Origin of the sequence: Neisseria sp. HMSC065C04 (genome assembly GCF_001815375.1) — a bacterium.
Taxonomy (GTDB): Bacteria; Pseudomonadota; Gammaproteobacteria; order Burkholderiales; family Neisseriaceae; genus Neisseria; species Neisseria flavescens_D.
Genome location: NZ_KV820411.1, coordinates 180,706 through 196,114, shown reverse-complemented (window position 1 = coordinate 196,114; position 15,409 = coordinate 180,706). Strand labels below are relative to the sequence as shown.

The following is a 15,409-nucleotide window of genomic DNA, read 5'->3' as shown; positions in this document are numbered from 1 at the left end:
CATCACCTGCTTTAACGCCGTCTTGGGTCAATGCGACATCGTCGCCTACTTTCACACCGTCGTTGTTCACGGTGGTGTCGCCGGCTTTGACGCTGTTCACTACCAGGTCTTTTTTCAGCTTAACGGTCACTTTATCGTCTTGGGCTTCGGTGGTGATGTTGTCGTCGCCGGCAACGGTCACGGTGGAGCCGAGTTTCTCGATATTGGTGCTGCCGCTGTCGCCGTTGAAGGTCAGGCCTTTGTTGTCAACGGTGGTTTTGGCGTCCACTCCTTTTTGGATGTCGTCTTTGGTGTCTTGCGCCAAGTCGATGCTGTAGTCGGTTGTGACTGCACCATCGGCTGCGGTTGTAGTATTGGAAGTCAAATTCAAAGCATTGGAAACTTGTACCGTTGCTTTATCTGCGCTGACGGTATAAGTAGTTTCTTTGCCTGAAGTTGTCTTATTGACATGCGTGTTGCTGCCTGCCGCCACCTTGGTTGTGGTTTTGGCATTATTGATGGCATTGGCTACATCGCCGGCAGTCGCCACACCGGCAGTCGGTGCGGAAACTGTGCCATTATTATCAACAGACAATGTGCCTTGAGTGACATTGATTTGAACTTTTGACGCATTCTCGCCATCGGTGACCGCAACGGTCGTCAAGTTGCCATCGGCGTAGTTGACTGTACCGTTGTTATTGATACGAGATTTGTCTGTACCGTTTTGTTGGATATTGTGTCCAACATTGTTCATAACGGTGTACAGCTGGCTACCATTGACCGCATCGGTCGAAGTGGCGGAAATACGGCCTGCGGCAACATTGTGAATTTGGCGTTCATTGCCTGCGCTGCCTACAGAAACTGCGCCTGTTTTAGCGGATGAAGAAGCTGCATAGCTGACGTTGGTTACCGCACCGCTATCGTTTTTGAATGAGGCATTTTTAGCTGTTGCATCAAAATTATTGGCAGTGCCAACAGCACCATTACCCAATGCAACGGAGCTACCGATCGTAGTTGTCGCGCCACTACCCAAAGCAACTGAATCGCTTCCAGTCGCTTTTGCATTATTACCGCCGGCAAAACTATTCTGCCCGGCAGCTTGGGCTGAGGAACCAATAGCGGTGGAATAAAGGCCTGAACTGTTTGCCTGTTTACCAATGGCAATAGAATAAGATTGGGTCGTCTGTGCCTGATGACCGATTGCAACAGAATCATCACCGACTGCATTTGACAAATAGCCCATTGCCGTACCGTTATTTTGTGCTGCTGCCCTTGCACCGACAACGGTTGCATTTCCATAGTTGGCTCTACTGTGAGCACCAACGACTACAGAGTAATTGTAATTATTTTCCGTATTCAAACCTATGGCGATAGAACCTGTACCGCGGGAATTAGCATTAGAGCCTAAGGCAACAGCGCCAACAGTTCCCGAAGTTACCGTTGCATTTGGACCAACAGCAACAGAATCTTCGCCAAGTACGTTGGCATTATGACCCAAGGAAACACTACCCGTCGCACCAGTGCTTGTTGCCGCATTCGGTCCGATGGCAATTGAATTGGTTGCTTTTGCACCGTCATTGTTCCAGTTTTTCGTACCGTCAGTTTTGCCTTCTTCTGACTTAACAGAGAAATAGCGGACACGCTCAATTGCACTCAATACACCATAAAGTTGAGAGCCGTTGATGGCATCAGTAGAAGTAGCAGAAATATCGCCAGGGGATACATTGATGATTTGGCGTTCGTAACCTTTAGAACCGACAGACACAACATCACCGGCATCGGTAGTTTGACCGCCTGCCCAAGTGTAGGTTACACCCATAATTTCGCGTTGAACGTATGCCTGACCTTCTTTATCGGTTTTAGAAGCCGTACCCAAAGCCACAGAGTTCAGCAGAGTTGCTTTTGCACCTGTACCCAAAGCTACACCGCCAAAGGCAGTCGCCTGAGATTTGGTACCGATAGCCAGAGACAAATCGGCAGATGAATTAGACTGCACACCTAATGCAACAGAACCTTGACCGGCAATGGTATTACCATAAGAACCGCTATACATCGTATCACCAGTCATCTCTTTATAAATATCACGCAGACTTTTACCGCTCAGCGTATATTCACCGGTCTTTGCACCTTTTTCATTATATTTGATGAATTTATCCGTTGCATTGCCAGAATATCGAGTACCACCTACCGAATCTAAATCATCACCACCAATAGCAACAGATGAATTACCATTAGCCAAGACATTGCCGCCAACCGCAATAGATTGGTCTCCCTTTGCCCACGCACCCTCAGGTCTGCCCTGTGGATCAACACGGTTACCTGAACCAATAGCAATAGACTGAGTTATCTTAGAACTACTTGAATCGCCTACTCGAGCCGTATTACCAATAGCAATATTATTGTGCGTTACATTCACATTCATAATATTTTGCGAAAGAACCCCAGATGCACGTCCAATAGCAATCGTACCAAGTCCGGTTGCATTCGCGTCTGCACCAAGTGCAATAGCACTTGATGCTGCATTACCCGAAGCTGGAGAATTTGCCACTGCACTTTTACCGATGGCAATGGTATTTCCAGTTTGAGCTTGGGCTGAATTACCTATGGCGATAGACTCACTTTGATAACCCACTGCATTGGTACCGATTGCAATGGCATTTTGCGCATTGGCTGCAGCCTGACTGCCGCTGCCAATTGCAATGCCGTCTTGACCTCTTGATGTGCTGGATTGGCCCAAAGCCATTGAGCCTATACCAAATGCTTGCGCCGAATTACCCAATGCTGTTGTGCTCGTATTATCAGCAAGAGCATTCTTACCTACCGCTGTCGCTTGCGTACCATTTGCTTTGGAATCTGCACCCAGTGCTGTTGAATCTGCAGAAACAGCATTGGCACTTTTACCTATCGCTGTTGCATTTGAACTACTTGCACTTGTATCTGCACCCATCGCAACAGCATGATTTTGAGTAGCCTTGGCATTTGTACCAACAGCAAGGCTGTTATTATGTGTTGCATTTGCACTCGTACCTACCGCAACTGCACCGTTAGCCGTAGCATTGGCTGATGCTCCTACTGACAGAGCACCAATACCGGTCGCTGTTGCACCACTAACCGCAGTCGCACTGGTTACAGCATCAAATTCAATTTTTCCTCGTGCTGCAGTTGCCGCATACGAATTACCTGCACCCAAAAGAGCTACCGAAATCACTGTCAATCTGAAAACTGTCGCGATACCATTTTTACCGGATTCGGCAGATACATCTGTACTGTTTTGTTCTGCAGACGATTTCACTCGGCCTTTGGCCAATTCGGAAGTTACGATAAAAGATTGAATCGTACGGTTCCAAACAACTTTAAATATCTTATTCATAGGTGTGTCTTTCTCTTTTTATGATAGGTAAAAGCGTGAGCATGAGCATGACGCTACTTTAAGAATTTATGCGGGGTTTTCCCAGCAAAATGCTTATCTCAAGCTGACGTTTATTGTCACTTTGAGACGAAATTTAGGCTTTTGACTATCCCGCAACGGTATAGTATTTCATACTTACAAAATATCCGCTAGTCTAAAATATCAACCGATTATCTTTAATTTTTAAACAAAATCATGACGTTTGAACAGAAAAACCAATCATCAAAAGTTCTCCAGTCATGTTTTTATTAATAAGCGTAATGTTGTATTCCGTCGACAAGTCATCAGCAATCACAGTAATCATGCAAGCAACGTGCCAATTGCTCGGAATTTTATTCAAAATGAATTATTTTTTTAAAAAAATGGGAAAGGCCGTCTGAAAGATTTCAGACGGCCTTTGATGAAATGATTTTGAACAATTGCTTAATTGAATAATTTGTTTTTTGAGCTATCAATAAAATTGGCAATATGCTTTTAATACGTCATAGAAAGAATACGCATATCCCTACTTATACAGACGCGGATGGTTTTACAAACCGAATACGGCAATATCGCCCTTGCCTTGACGAATCAGCTCAGTGCCATCGGTCATATCGATAACTGTCGTCGGCTCAGTACCGCACCAGCCACCATCGATAACCAGATCGACAGCATGTTCAAGACGGTCTCGAATTTCGTATGGATCGGTCAATGGTTCTTCGTCTTCGGGCAGCATAAGGGTGCAACTTAAAATAGGTTCGCCCAATTCTTGCAAAAGCGCCAAGGCAGTGGCGTTGTCGGGAACACGCAGGCCGATGGTTTTACGTTTGGGGTGAAGCGTGCGATTGGGTACTTCTTTGGTTGCCTGCAGGATAAAGGTATAACTGCCGGGCGTAGCTGCTTTGAGCTGGCGGAATTGGGCATTATCTACTTTGGCGTAAGTACCCAATTCGCTCAAATCGGCACACATCAGGGTCAGATGGTGTTTTTGATCGATTTTACGAATCGCGAGAATGCGGTCCATCGCGGTTTTATCGCCCAGTTTGCAGCCCAGCGCATAGCAGGAATCCGTAGGGTAAACGATAACGCCGCCACTGCGGACAATATCGGCGGCTTGCTTGATGAGGCGATCTTGGGGATTATCGGGATGGATGGCGAAAAATTGTGCCATGTTTTTTTCCTTATCATTCTAATGGTTTGTTGTTTGACATTTTAAAACTTATTTGGCCGTCTGAATATTGGATTTCCACCACCATGAATGGATTTAGCCTCAGCTACAACACGGCTGACCCAGTGATACCTTATATATAATTTTGATTTACCGGCCGATATCGAAAGTCAATTTAATACACTATATAATGCGTTATTTTGTTTGAAAGTCATCTCAATGTCTGCTTCTTCCCTACCTTCCCGCCGCTTGTCTGTTGCACCCATGCTCGATTGGACAGACCGACACTATCGCTTTATGGCGCGACAAATTACACGCAATGCTTGGCTTTATAGCGAAATGGTCAATTCAGGCGCAGTGGTTTACGGAGATAAAGACCGTTTTTTGAGTTTCAACGAAGGCGAGCAACCGGTAGCTTTACAGCTTGGCGGCTCAGATCCGCATGACTTGGCAATCGCTACCAAAGCGGCTGAAGCGTATGGCTATAATGAAGTCAACCTAAATTGCGGCTGCCCCAGCCCACGCGTTCAAAAAGGCTCTTTCGGCGCTTGCCTGATGAATGATGTAGATTTGGTGGCAGATTGTTTGAACGCAATGCAGGATGCAGTTGAAATTCCGGTGACGGTCAAACACCGCATCGGTGTAGACAGACAGACAGAATATCAAGTCGTAGCAGATTTTGTGGGAACACTTCGCGAAAAAACAGCCTGCCGCACATTTATTGTCCATGCACGCAATGCTTGGCTGGACGGTTTATCCCCGAAAGAAAACCGCGAAGTCCCGCCACTCAAATATGAATACGTGTATCGTTTAAAACAAGATTTTCCCGACTTGGAAATTTTGATTAACGGCGGCATCACTACCAACGAAGAAATCGCCGAACATCTGAAATTTGTCGATGGGGTCATGATCGGGCGCGAGGCTTATCACAATCCAATGCTGATGCGCGATTGGGATGCGCTGTTTTATGACGACGCACACGAACCAATCCAATACGCAGATTTAGCAGCTTGGCTATACACATACAGCCACGAACAAATCGCCTCAGGACGCGGTACCATCCTACGCCACATCGTCCGCCATGCACTGGGCTTGATGCACGGCCTAAAAAATGCCCGCACTTGGCGCCGTATGCTCTCAGATGCCGCCTTGCTGAAAGACAACGACGGCAGCCTGATTCTAGAAGCATGGAAAGAAGTCGAACGCGCAAATATTTGGGATTAATGCCATATCGTGCGAATAAAAGAAAGGCCGTCTGAAACATCCATTTTCAGACGGCCTCCATCCTTTCACCACTACATAAAACAAATTCGCAACACTCCTGATAAGACAATTTGTCGCCTATCTGAACTCAATATATAATTTAACCATACAAGTCTTTATTTTTAAGCATTTTTCATTTTCAAAACATACATTGTCTACACTGGGAGAACCATCATGCCTCATCTAAACTTGGATAAAACGGATTTAAAGATTCTGCAGGTTTTGCAGGAAAATGGGCGGTTGAGCAATGTTGAGCTTTCTGAAAAGGTGGCGCTCTCCCCTTCTCCCTGCCTGCGCCGTCTCAAACAGCTTGAAGATGCGGGCATTATTCAAAAATACGCCGCCCAGCTTTCTCCCGTATCTTTGGGCTTGGGCTTGCAGGCTTTTATCCGTGTATCGATTAGCAAGGCAAAAGATGCGCGCGAGGATTTTTCCGAATCTGTCCGCGCTTGGCCGGAAGTATTGAGCTGCTTTGCTTTAACGGGCGAAACCGACTATCTGCTCCATGCCTTTTTTACCGATATGAACGCGTTTTCCCATTTTGTTTTGGACACGCTGCTTTCGCACCACGGCGTGCAAGATGCACAATCAAGTTTTGTGTTGAAAGAAATTAAAAACACGACCGCTCTGCCTTTGGTTCATTTGGTTCAGGATTAATGATTTGAAACTGATAAAGGCCGTCTGTTGTTCAGACGGCCTTTTAAATTCCAATGGTTTGCTTTCACGCCCATACACTTGTATACTTTTTAAGAATAATTCACATAAGCTTTTACTATGACAGACACCGCCCATCTCGATACCAATACTGTTTCAGAACATACCAAACAATGGCTAGAAAAAGCCGTTATCGGGCTGAATCTCTGCCCGTTTGCCAAAGCGCCGCACGTTAAAAACCTGGTTCGCATCGTTGTCAGCGAAGCCCGTCATTTAGACGGTTTCCTTGAGGACTTGGATCGTGAATTGCAGCTTCTAGGTAATACGCCTGCTTCGGAATTGGAAACCACTTTACTGGTTCATCCGACGCTGTTCCCTGATTTTGAAACCTTCAACCAAATGCTGGAAATTGCCGACGATGCCGTTGTTGAAAACGAATTGGAAGGCATTGTCCAAATTGCGCCGTTCCATCCCGATTTTCAATTTGAAGGCACAGAAGCCGACGACATCAGCAACTACACCAACCGCTCGCCCTACCCGACCTTGCATCTGATTCGTGAAGACAGTATTGCCAAAGCGGCTGAAGCATTTCCCGATGCCTCGGCAATTTTTGACCGCAATATCGCGCTGCTGGAAAAAATGGGGCATGAAGGTTGGGATAAGTTAGACATTCCGCGTTGTCCATTTCCGCATCACAAGCCGTCTGAAAACAAATAATTGGTGATGGAAGATGGTTCGTCATCTGTTGATTTTTTGCGGTGCATTGTCGCTCGTCTTGGGCATTATCGGCATTTTCCTACCATTTCTGCCGACCACGCCTTTCATTTTATTGACCGCTACTTGCTGGGCACAGGCTTCGCCGCGCTTTCATAATTGGCTCTATCATCACCGCTATTTCGGCCCGATCATACAAAACTGGGAAAACAACGGCGCCGTGCCGCGCAAGGCAAAGTTTTTCGCTATCGGCATGATGACCTTTTCTTGCCTGTTGATGTTTTGGCGGTTTCCGGAACGCTGGTGGATTGGTGTCATATCGTCAATTTGTTGCAGCTGCGTGGCTGTGTGGATGTGGCTGCGGCCGGAAGCATAAATAAAACAGGTAGGCATTGTTGCTTACCTGTTTTTTATTTTCATACCCAATTTATCCATTAAAACAATCAGTAAGAACCAAAACACTCTATTTGACCCTCATTTTTCAGACGGCCTCCATTTATTCAATCAAATGTAAATTTTAGCTAAAATTAATTCAAAGTATTTTTTCGATAGCATTATTTTCAATATTTCAAACGCCTGTTTCAAAACCATTTTTTACTACTTCCAACTACGCCCATCGCTTTTATTTCTTTATTTGTATCAACATTTCTTTTGATTCCAATATTCTAAACCATCCCTTAACACTTGCTTTGCGTTATACTTTCCCCTAACACAACCGCGCAGTTCGTCTGGACATTTTCAGACGGCCTGAATATTTCACCGCCGTGCTTTCTCAATGAAGTTCCTAACGGCGCAACAGAATAAAAAGGAAATACTATGCGCTCTCTCTCATTTTTACTGCTTCTTGCCGCCTTTCCTGCCTCGGCATCCGATTTTGACGGCTCATCCGCAAGTCTGCTTTGGGGTCTGCCGTTTGCACTGATTCTTTTGTCTATTGCACTCGGACCTCTGTTTTTCTCCCATACTTGGCACCACCACTTCGGCAAAATTACGGCGTTTTGGACGCTGCTGTTTTTAACGCCGTTTATCATAACTTTTGGTTTCGGAGCCGGCGTACATACCGTTGCCCATGCGTTGGTTGAAGAATATATCCCCTTTATCCTGCTGCTTTTGGCGCTCTATACCATTTCAGGCGGTATTTTTGTCAGCGGCGATTTGCACGGCTCGCCTAAATTGAACACAACCCTGTTGGCAGTCGGCACGGCTTTGTCTTCCATCATGGGGACAACAGGCGCGGCGATGTTGATGATTCGTCCGCTTTTGAAAGCCAACCATAAACGCCACTACCGCCTTCACATCGTGATTTTCTTCATTTTCTTGGTAGCAAATATTGGTGGCGGGCTGACTCCTTTAGGCGATCCTCCGCTGTTCTTAGGATTCCTGAAAGGCGTAGATTTCATGTGGACGGTCAAACACATGCTGCTGCCTGTATTGATTAGTTCTGTGATTTTGCTGGCCGTTTTCTACATCATCGACAGCCGACATTTTCATCGTGAACAACGCGAACACCTTATCCCTGCTTCTACCGAAACCGAAGAGAAAGTCAAAATTTACGGCAAATGGAATTTCCTGTTGCTGGCAGGCGTAGTCGGTGCAGTTTTGCTGTCCGGTTTGTGGAAACCAAATCATCCGGGCTTTGAAATCTTGGGCAGCCATTACGCCTTGCAAAACCTGATGCGCGATGGCATTTTGCTGGCTTTGACCGCCGTATCTTGGATTATTACGCCCAAACAGGTACGCGCAGGCAATGAGTTCAACTTCGAGCCAATTGCCGAAGTGGGCAAACTGTTTTTGGGTATTTTCATTACCATCTCCCCCGTCTTGGCAATTTTGAAAGCCGGCGAAACAGGTGCATTGGCTTCCGTTGTTTCTTTGGTTCACGACGCAGCAGGCAATCCGATTAATGTGATGTATTTCTGGATGAGCGGCATTTTGTCGGCATTCTTGGATAACGCGCCGACTTATTTGGTGTTCTTCAATATGGCCGGTGGCGATGCCCAAGCCTTGATGACAGGCCACCTGTTCCATTCATTGCTGGCAGTATCCATGGGTTCCGTATTTATGGGCGCGCTCACTTATATCGGTAATGCGCCGAACTTCATGGTCAAAGCCATTGCCGAACAACGCGGCGTACCGATGCCTTCCTTCTTCGGCTATATGGCATGGTCGGTGATTGTATTGGTACCGCTGTTTGCCCTGCATACGATGATTTTCTTCGTTTGGCAGCTCTTTTAAACTTAGAGGCCGTCTGAAATTCAGACGGTCTTTTATTTTCAGCTATACCATCAAATATAGCGTTTAAATATCAATCAGTTAAAAATTATTTCCCTTAACACTCGATTACACATCCCTACTTTTTTCCCACTTTTCCCGTAAAAATAAGCGTAAAACTGACATAAAGCAGCCTATACCTGATAAAATCTAAAGCTTTGTTGTTTGCGTTTATTCGTTGTTTTTATAGCAAACCTCTGCTTTTTTCAGACAGCCCATCCTTTGTTTCAAAGCATTACATGCCGTCTGAAAAAACAATCCGACATCCGAATCTCAACCCACCAAAAAGTAACGCATCCTTATGATTAAGATAAAAAAAGGCTTAGACCTGCCTATCGCGGGCAGACCGGAGCAAGTCATTTATGACGGCCCGGCCATTACCGAAGTCGCGTTGCTTGGCGAAGAATATGTCGGCATGCGCCCCTCGATGAAAATCAAGGAAGGCGAAGCCGTCAAAAAAGGCCAAGTGCTGTTTGAAGACAAAAAGAATCCGGGCGTAGTATTTACTGCCCCGGCTTCAGGCAAAATTGCCGCGATTCACCGTGGCGAAAAGCGCGTACTTCAGTCAGTCGTGATTGCCGTTGAAGGCAACGACGAAATCGAGTTCGAACGCTACGCACCTGAAGCGTTGGCAAAATTGAGCAGCGAAGAAGTGCGCCGCAACCTGATCCAATCCGGTTTGTGGACTGCGCTGCGCACCCGTCCGTTCAGCAAAATCCCAGCCGTCGATGCCGAGCCGTTCGCCATCTTCGTCAATGCAATGGACACCAATCCGCTGGCTGCCGATCCTACGGTCATCATCAAAGAAGCTGTCGAAGACTTCAAACGCGGTCTGTTGGTATTGAGCCGCCTGACCGAACGTAAAATCCATGTGTGTAAAGCAGCCGGTGCAGACGTGCCGTCTGAAAATGCTGCCAACATCGAAACACATGAGTTTGGCGGCCCGCATCCTGCCGGCTTGAGTGGCACGCACATTCATTTCATCGAGCCAGTCAGTGCGAACAAAACCGTTTGGACCGTCAATTATCAAGATGTGATTGCCATTGGCCGTTTGTTTGCAACAGGCCGTCTGAACACCGAGCGCGTAATTGCCTTGGGTGGCTCTCAAGTCAACAAACCGCGTCTCTTGCGTACCGTTTTGGGTGCGAAAGTATCGCAAATTACTGCGGGCGAATTGGTTGACGCAGACAACCGCGTGATTTCCGGCTCAGTATTGAACGGCGCGATTGCACAAGGCGCGCACGATTACCTCGGCCGCTACCACAATCAGATTTCCGTTATCGAAGAAGGCCGCAGCAAAGAGCTGTTCGGCTGGGTTGCGCCACAACCGGACAAATACTCCATCACGCGCACAACCCTCGGCCATTTCCTGAAAAACAAACTCTTCAAGTTCAACACAGCCGTCAACGGTGGCGACCGCGCCATGGTACCGATCGGCACTTATGAGCGCGTGATGCCCTTGGATATCCTGCCTACCCTGCTCTTGCGCGATTTAATCGTCGGCGATACCGACAGCGCTCAGGCACTGGGTTGCTTGGAATTGGACGAAGAAGACCTCGCTTTGTGCAGTTTCGTCTGCCCGGGCAAATACGAATACGGCCCGCTGTTGCGCAAGGTACTGGAAACCATTGAGAAGGAAGGTTGATTATGGGCTTGAAACATTTTCTTGAAAAAATCGAACCGCACTTCCTGCCGGGCGGCAAACATGAAAAATGGTATGCCCTCTACGAAGCTGCGGCGACGATTTTCTATACATCCGGCGCGGTAACGCGCAAAGCGGCCCACGTCCGCGACGCACTCGACTCCAAGCGCATGATGATTTTGGTGTGGCTGGCTTTGTTCCCTGCCATGTTCTACGGCATGTACAACGTCGGCGTACAGGCATTCGGTGCGTTAACACCTGATTTGCTGCAACAAAACATCGCCAACGACTGGCATTACGCCCTTGCCAACGCTTTGGGCATCAATATGTCGTCTGAAGCGGGCGTGTTGGGCAAAATGCTGTTCGGCGCAATCTACTTCCTGCCGATTTACGCAACCGTATTTATCGTCGGCGGTTTTTGGGAAGTTTTGTTCGCCACCGTGCGCAAACACGAAATCAACGAGGGTTTCTTCGTGACTTCGATTCTGTTTGCTTTGATCGTTCCGCCTACGCTGCCGCTGTGGCAGGCCGCCTTGGGTATTACCTTCGGCGTGGTGGTTGCGAAAGAGGTATTCGGCGGTACGGGTAAAAACTTTATGAACCCTGCGCTGGCAGGCCGTGCCTTCTTGTTCTTCGCTTATCCTGCCAATATTACCGGCGACACCGTTTGGACGGCGGTTGACGGCTATTCCGGTGCCACTGCTTTGGCGCAATGGGCGGCACACGGTGCAGACGGCCTGAAAAACGCTGTAACCGGTCAAAACATCTCTTGGATGGATGCGTTTATCGGTAACGTGCCCGGCTCAATCGGCGAAGTATCCACTTTGGCGCTCTTAATCGGCGGCGCGTTTATCGTGTTCACTCGTATTGCCTCTTGGCGCATTATCGCCGGCGTGATGATCGGTATGATTGCCATGTCTTCTCTGTTTAACTTCATCGGTTCGGACACCAACGCCATGTTCTCCATGCCTTGGTACTGGCACTTGGTGGTCGGCGGCTTCGCCATCGGTATGCTGTTTATGGCGACCGACCCTGTTTCCGCTTCCTTTACCAATGTCGGCAAATGGTGGTACGGCGCACTTATCGGTGTGATGTGCGTGTTGATCCGCGTGGTCAACCCTGCTTACCCCGAAGGCATGATGTTGGCGATCCTGTTTGCCAACCTGTTTGCCCCGATTTTCGACTATTTCGTCGCACAAGCGAACATCAAACGCAGAAAGGCGCGCAGCAATGGCTAAGAAATTCGATAAAGACAGCTTCAGCGGCACGCTGATTGTGGTATTGGTTGTCAGCCTGATTTGTTCCATCATCGTTGCTGGTGCGGTCGTCGGCTTGAAACCCATCCAAGAGAAACAAAAACTCCAGGACAAACAAGGCTATATCTTGAGCGTAGCTGGTTTGATGGATAAAAACACCGACATCAGCAAAACCTTTGCCGAACGTATCGAGCAACGTGTCGTGGACTTGGCAACCGGCGAATACGTCGCCGATGCGCCTAAAGACTTCAGCGCACGCGTCGCCGGCAAAGACCCTGCCCAAAGCATCCAAATCAAACCCGAAGACGATTTGGCAGGCATCAAAAGCCGTGCCAAATACACCGAGGTTTACTTGGTAAAAGGCGAAGACGGTAAAGTCAGCCAAATCATCCTACCTATGCACGGCAACGGTTTGTGGTCTGTCATGTACGGTTTTGTCGCCATTCAACCCGACGGCAACACCATCAACGGCATCACCTACTACGACCAAGGCGAAACCCCGGGCTTGGGCGGCGAAATCGGCAATCCGTTGTGGCAACAAAAATTCGTCGGCAAAAAACTGTTTGACGAACAAGGCAAACTCGCCCTGCATGTCGGTAAAGGCGCAAGTTCGGACAAAGAACACGGCGTAGATGCCCTCTCTGGCGCATCGCTGACATCTAAAGGCGTGCAAGGTTCGTTCGCCTACTGGTTCGGCGAAAACGGCTATATCCCCTACCTGAACAAATTGAAATCAGCAGGAGCACAATAATGGCTGACATGAAACGCTTGAAACATTTGATGTTTTCACCCTTTATCGACAACAACCCGATTGCCTTGCAGGTTTTGGGGATTTGTTCGGCTTTGGCGGTTACCACCAAACTTCAGACGGCCATCGTAATGGGTATTTCCGTAGCTTTGGTAACCGGTTTTTCCAGCTTCTTCATTTCTTTGGTACGCAACTACATCCCCAACAGCATCCGTATTATCGTGCAAATGGCGATTGTTGCTTCCTTGGTAACGCTGGTTGACCAATTGCTCCAAGCTTTTGCCTATGAGCTGTCCAAACAGCTGTCCGTTTTCGTCGGCCTGATTATTACCAACTGTATCGTGATGGGCCGTGCCGAAGCATTCGCCATGAAAGAGCCGCCGCTGGAAAGCTTGGTTGACGGTATCGGCAACGGCGCAGGTTACGGCATGATGTTGATCATCATCGCAACCATCCGCGAACTGATCGGCTCTGGCAAGCTCTTTGGCTACACCATTTTCCAAACAGTACAAGATGGCGGCTGGTATCAAACCAACGGCTTGTTCCTGCTCGCCCCCAGCGCGTTCTTCATCATCGGTTTCTTGGTATGGGGTCTGCGCACTTGGAAACCTGAACAGGCGGAGAAATAACACATGGAACATTACTTAAGCCTCTTTGTAAAATCCGTCTTTCTGGAAAACATGGCACTGTCCTTCTTCTTGGGGATGTGTACGTTTTTGGCGGTATCTAAAAAAGTATCCACCGCATTCGGTTTGGGCGTTGCCGTTACTTTCGTACTCGGCCTATCCGTCCCAGCCAACCAACTTGTTTACTCGCTGTTGAAAGACGGCGCACTGGTTGAAGGCGTGGACCTGACCTTCCTGAAATTCATCACCTTCATCGGCGTGATTGCCGCTTTGGTGCAGATTTTGGAAATGTTCTTGGACAAATTCGTCCCTGCCCTCTACAACGCATTGGGTATCTACCTGCCCCTTATTACCGTAAACTGCGCGATTTTTGGTGCCGTATCGTTTATGGCGCAACGCGAATACAACTTCGGCGAATCCGTTGTATATGGTTTCGGTGCAGGTCTGGGCTGGCTTTTGGCTATTGTCGCTTTGGCGGGCATTACCGAAAAAATGAAATATTCGGATGTCCCTAAAGGCCTCAAAGGCTTGGGCATTACCTTTATCGCCGCTGGCCTGATGGCAATGGCGTTTATGTCGTTCTCCGGCATCCAGTTATAAGAAAGGAATCGGCATGGAGATTATTTTAGGTATCGTGATGTTTACCGTCATCGTCTTGGTTTTGGCACTGATGATTCTGTTTGCCAAATCCAAGTTGGTGAGCGAAGGCGACATCACCATCAAAGTCAATAACGAAAAAGAGCTGACGATGCCTGCCGGCGGCAAACTGCTGGGTGCGCTTGCCAGCCAAGGCATCTTCGTTCCTTCCGCCTGCGGTGGCGGCGGCTCATGCGGTCAGTGCCGCGTTGTCGTGAAAAGCGGCGGCGGCGACATTCTGCCGACCGAGTTGTCCCACATCAGCAAACGAGAAGCGCGCGAAGGCTGCCGTCTGTCTTGTCAGGTCAACGTTAAAACCGACATGGACATCGAAGTACCGGAAGAAGTGTTCGGTGTGAAAAAATGGGAATGTACTGTCATCTCCAATGACAACAAAGCAACGTTCATTAAAGAACTCAAGCTTGCCATTCCCGAAGGCGAAGAAGTTCCCTTCCGCGCCGGCGGCTACATCCAGATTGAAGCCCCTCCTCACACTGTTGCCTACAAAGACTTCGACATTCCTAAGGAATACCACGAAGACTGGGACAAATACAATCTGTGGCAATATGTTTCCAAAGTGGACGAGCCGATTTTGCGTGCCTACTCTATGGCTTCATACCCTGAAGAAAAAGGCATCATTATGCTGAACGTTCGTATCGCTACGCCTCCTCCACGCGTACCTGATGCGCCTCCGGGACAAATGTCTTCTTACATCTGGTCGCTTAAACCCGGTGATAAAGTAACGATTTCCGGCCCGTTCGGTGAATTCTTTGCCAAAGATACCGATGCCGAAATGGTATTCATCGGCGGCGGTGCAGGTATGGCGCCGATGCGCTCCCACATTTTCGACCAGCTGAAACGTTTGAACTCCAAACGTAAAATTACTTTCTGGTATGGTGCACGTTCCAAACGCGAGATGTTCTATGTCGAAGACTTCGACCAACTCGCAGCAGAATTCCCGAACTTCACATGGCACGTCGCCCTGTCCGACCCATTGCCTGAAGACAACTGGGACGGTTACACAGGCTTTATTCACAACGTGGTTTACGAAAACCACCTGAAAA

13 protein-coding genes are annotated in these 15,409 nt (G+C 48.0%); 11 read left to right on the top strand and 2 right to left on the bottom strand.

Annotated elements, in window-relative coordinates; translation table 11 throughout:
• Positions 1–3,271 (bottom strand): beta strand repeat-containing protein (locus tag HMPREF3022_RS06040; protein WP_283119044.1); only part of this gene is annotated, 3,271 nt, incomplete at its 3' end.
• A 646-nt stretch (positions 3,272–3,917) separates the two neighbouring features.
• Entirely contained in the window at positions 3,918–4,538 is a 621-nt protein-coding gene (locus HMPREF3022_RS06035) for an L-threonylcarbamoyladenylate synthase (RefSeq protein ID WP_070765267.1), read from the bottom strand.
• A gap of 210 nt (positions 4,539–4,748) precedes the next feature.
• On the opposite strand from HMPREF3022_RS06035, the gene dusA reads away from it, so the two are divergent.
• The 11 genes from dusA to nqrF all read left to right on the top strand — a co-directional run.
• Positions 4,749–5,759: a tRNA dihydrouridine(20/20a) synthase DusA gene (gene dusA / locus HMPREF3022_RS06030; RefSeq protein WP_210399659.1), complete on the top strand. Its 1,011-nt coding sequence runs from the start codon at positions 4,749–4,751 to the stop codon at positions 5,757–5,759.
• A 213-nt stretch (positions 5,760–5,972) separates the two neighbouring features.
• The gene (locus HMPREF3022_RS06025; RefSeq protein ID WP_003684427.1) at positions 5,973–6,455 is read left to right on the top strand and encodes an Lrp/AsnC family transcriptional regulator; all 483 of its coding nucleotides are present in this window, start codon (positions 5,973–5,975) and stop codon (positions 6,453–6,455) included.
• 117 nt (positions 6,456–6,572) lie between these two features.
• The gene (locus HMPREF3022_RS06020) at positions 6,573–7,169 is read left to right on the top strand and encodes a DUF1415 domain-containing protein (protein WP_049329016.1); all 597 of its coding nucleotides are present in this window, start codon (positions 6,573–6,575) and stop codon (positions 7,167–7,169) included.
• Between the two features lie 13 nt (positions 7,170–7,182).
• Positions 7,183–7,542: a YbaN family protein gene (locus HMPREF3022_RS06015; protein WP_049323898.1), complete on the top strand. Its 360-nt coding sequence runs from the start codon at positions 7,183–7,185 to the stop codon at positions 7,540–7,542.
• Positions 7,543–7,982: 440 nt separating this feature from the next.
• Positions 7,983–9,401: a sodium:proton antiporter gene (locus tag HMPREF3022_RS06010; RefSeq protein ID WP_070765265.1), complete on the top strand. Its 1,419-nt coding sequence runs from the start codon at positions 7,983–7,985 to the stop codon at positions 9,399–9,401.
• A 337-nt stretch (positions 9,402–9,738) separates the two neighbouring features.
• On the top strand, positions 9,739–11,082 hold the full coding sequence (locus tag HMPREF3022_RS06005; protein ID WP_070765264.1) for a Na(+)-translocating NADH-quinone reductase subunit A: 1,344 nt from the start codon (positions 9,739–9,741) through the stop codon (positions 11,080–11,082).
• A gap of 2 nt (positions 11,083–11,084) precedes the next feature.
• On the top strand, positions 11,085–12,317 hold the full coding sequence (locus HMPREF3022_RS06000) for an NADH:ubiquinone reductase (Na(+)-transporting) subunit B (protein WP_070765263.1): 1,233 nt from the start codon (positions 11,085–11,087) through the stop codon (positions 12,315–12,317).
• Positions 12,310–13,086: a Na(+)-translocating NADH-quinone reductase subunit C gene (locus HMPREF3022_RS05995; protein ID WP_070765262.1), complete on the top strand. Its 777-nt coding sequence runs from the start codon at positions 12,310–12,312 to the stop codon at positions 13,084–13,086. Before HMPREF3022_RS06000 ends, HMPREF3022_RS05995 begins: the two co-directional genes overlap by 8 nt.
• Complete coding sequence (locus HMPREF3022_RS05990; protein ID WP_049329022.1) at positions 13,086–13,712, top strand: NADH:ubiquinone reductase (Na(+)-transporting) subunit D; 627 nt, start codon at positions 13,086–13,088, stop codon at positions 13,710–13,712. Before HMPREF3022_RS05995 ends, HMPREF3022_RS05990 begins: the two co-directional genes overlap by 1 nt.
• Positions 13,713–13,715: 3 nt before the next feature.
• The gene (gene nqrE / locus HMPREF3022_RS05985) at positions 13,716–14,309 is read left to right on the top strand and encodes an NADH:ubiquinone reductase (Na(+)-transporting) subunit E (protein WP_003684365.1); all 594 of its coding nucleotides are present in this window, start codon (positions 13,716–13,718) and stop codon (positions 14,307–14,309) included.
• Between the two features lie 13 nt (positions 14,310–14,322).
• The coding region (gene nqrF, locus HMPREF3022_RS05980) for an NADH:ubiquinone reductase (Na(+)-transporting) subunit F (protein ID WP_070765261.1) at positions 14,323–15,409 on the top strand (1,087 nt) is incomplete at its 3' end.

Bases quoted from the DNA above. Each gene is read 5' to 3' on its own strand.
- HMPREF3022_RS06035 (WP_070765267.1), bottom strand. From the start codon at position 4,538: ATGGCACAATTTTTCGCCATCCATCCCGATAATCCCCAAGATCGCCTC.
- HMPREF3022_RS06025 (WP_003684427.1), top strand. From the start codon at position 5,973: ATGCCTCATCTAAACTTGGATAAAACGGATTTAAAGATTCTGCAGGTT.
- HMPREF3022_RS06020 (WP_049329016.1), top strand. From the start codon at position 6,573: ATGACAGACACCGCCCATCTCGATACCAATACTGTTTCAGAACATACC.
- HMPREF3022_RS06015 (WP_049323898.1), top strand. From the start codon at position 7,183: ATGGTTCGTCATCTGTTGATTTTTTGCGGTGCATTGTCGCTCGTCTTG.
- HMPREF3022_RS06010 (WP_070765265.1), top strand. From the start codon at position 7,983: ATGCGCTCTCTCTCATTTTTACTGCTTCTTGCCGCCTTTCCTGCCTCG.
- HMPREF3022_RS06005 (WP_070765264.1), top strand. From the start codon at position 9,739: ATGATTAAGATAAAAAAAGGCTTAGACCTGCCTATCGCGGGCAGACCG.
- HMPREF3022_RS06000 (WP_070765263.1), top strand. From the start codon at position 11,085: ATGGGCTTGAAACATTTTCTTGAAAAAATCGAACCGCACTTCCTGCCG.
- HMPREF3022_RS05995 (WP_070765262.1), top strand. From the start codon at position 12,310: ATGGCTAAGAAATTCGATAAAGACAGCTTCAGCGGCACGCTGATTGTG.
- HMPREF3022_RS05990 (WP_049329022.1), top strand. From the start codon at position 13,086: ATGGCTGACATGAAACGCTTGAAACATTTGATGTTTTCACCCTTTATC.
- nqrE (WP_003684365.1), top strand. From the start codon at position 13,716: ATGGAACATTACTTAAGCCTCTTTGTAAAATCCGTCTTTCTGGAAAAC.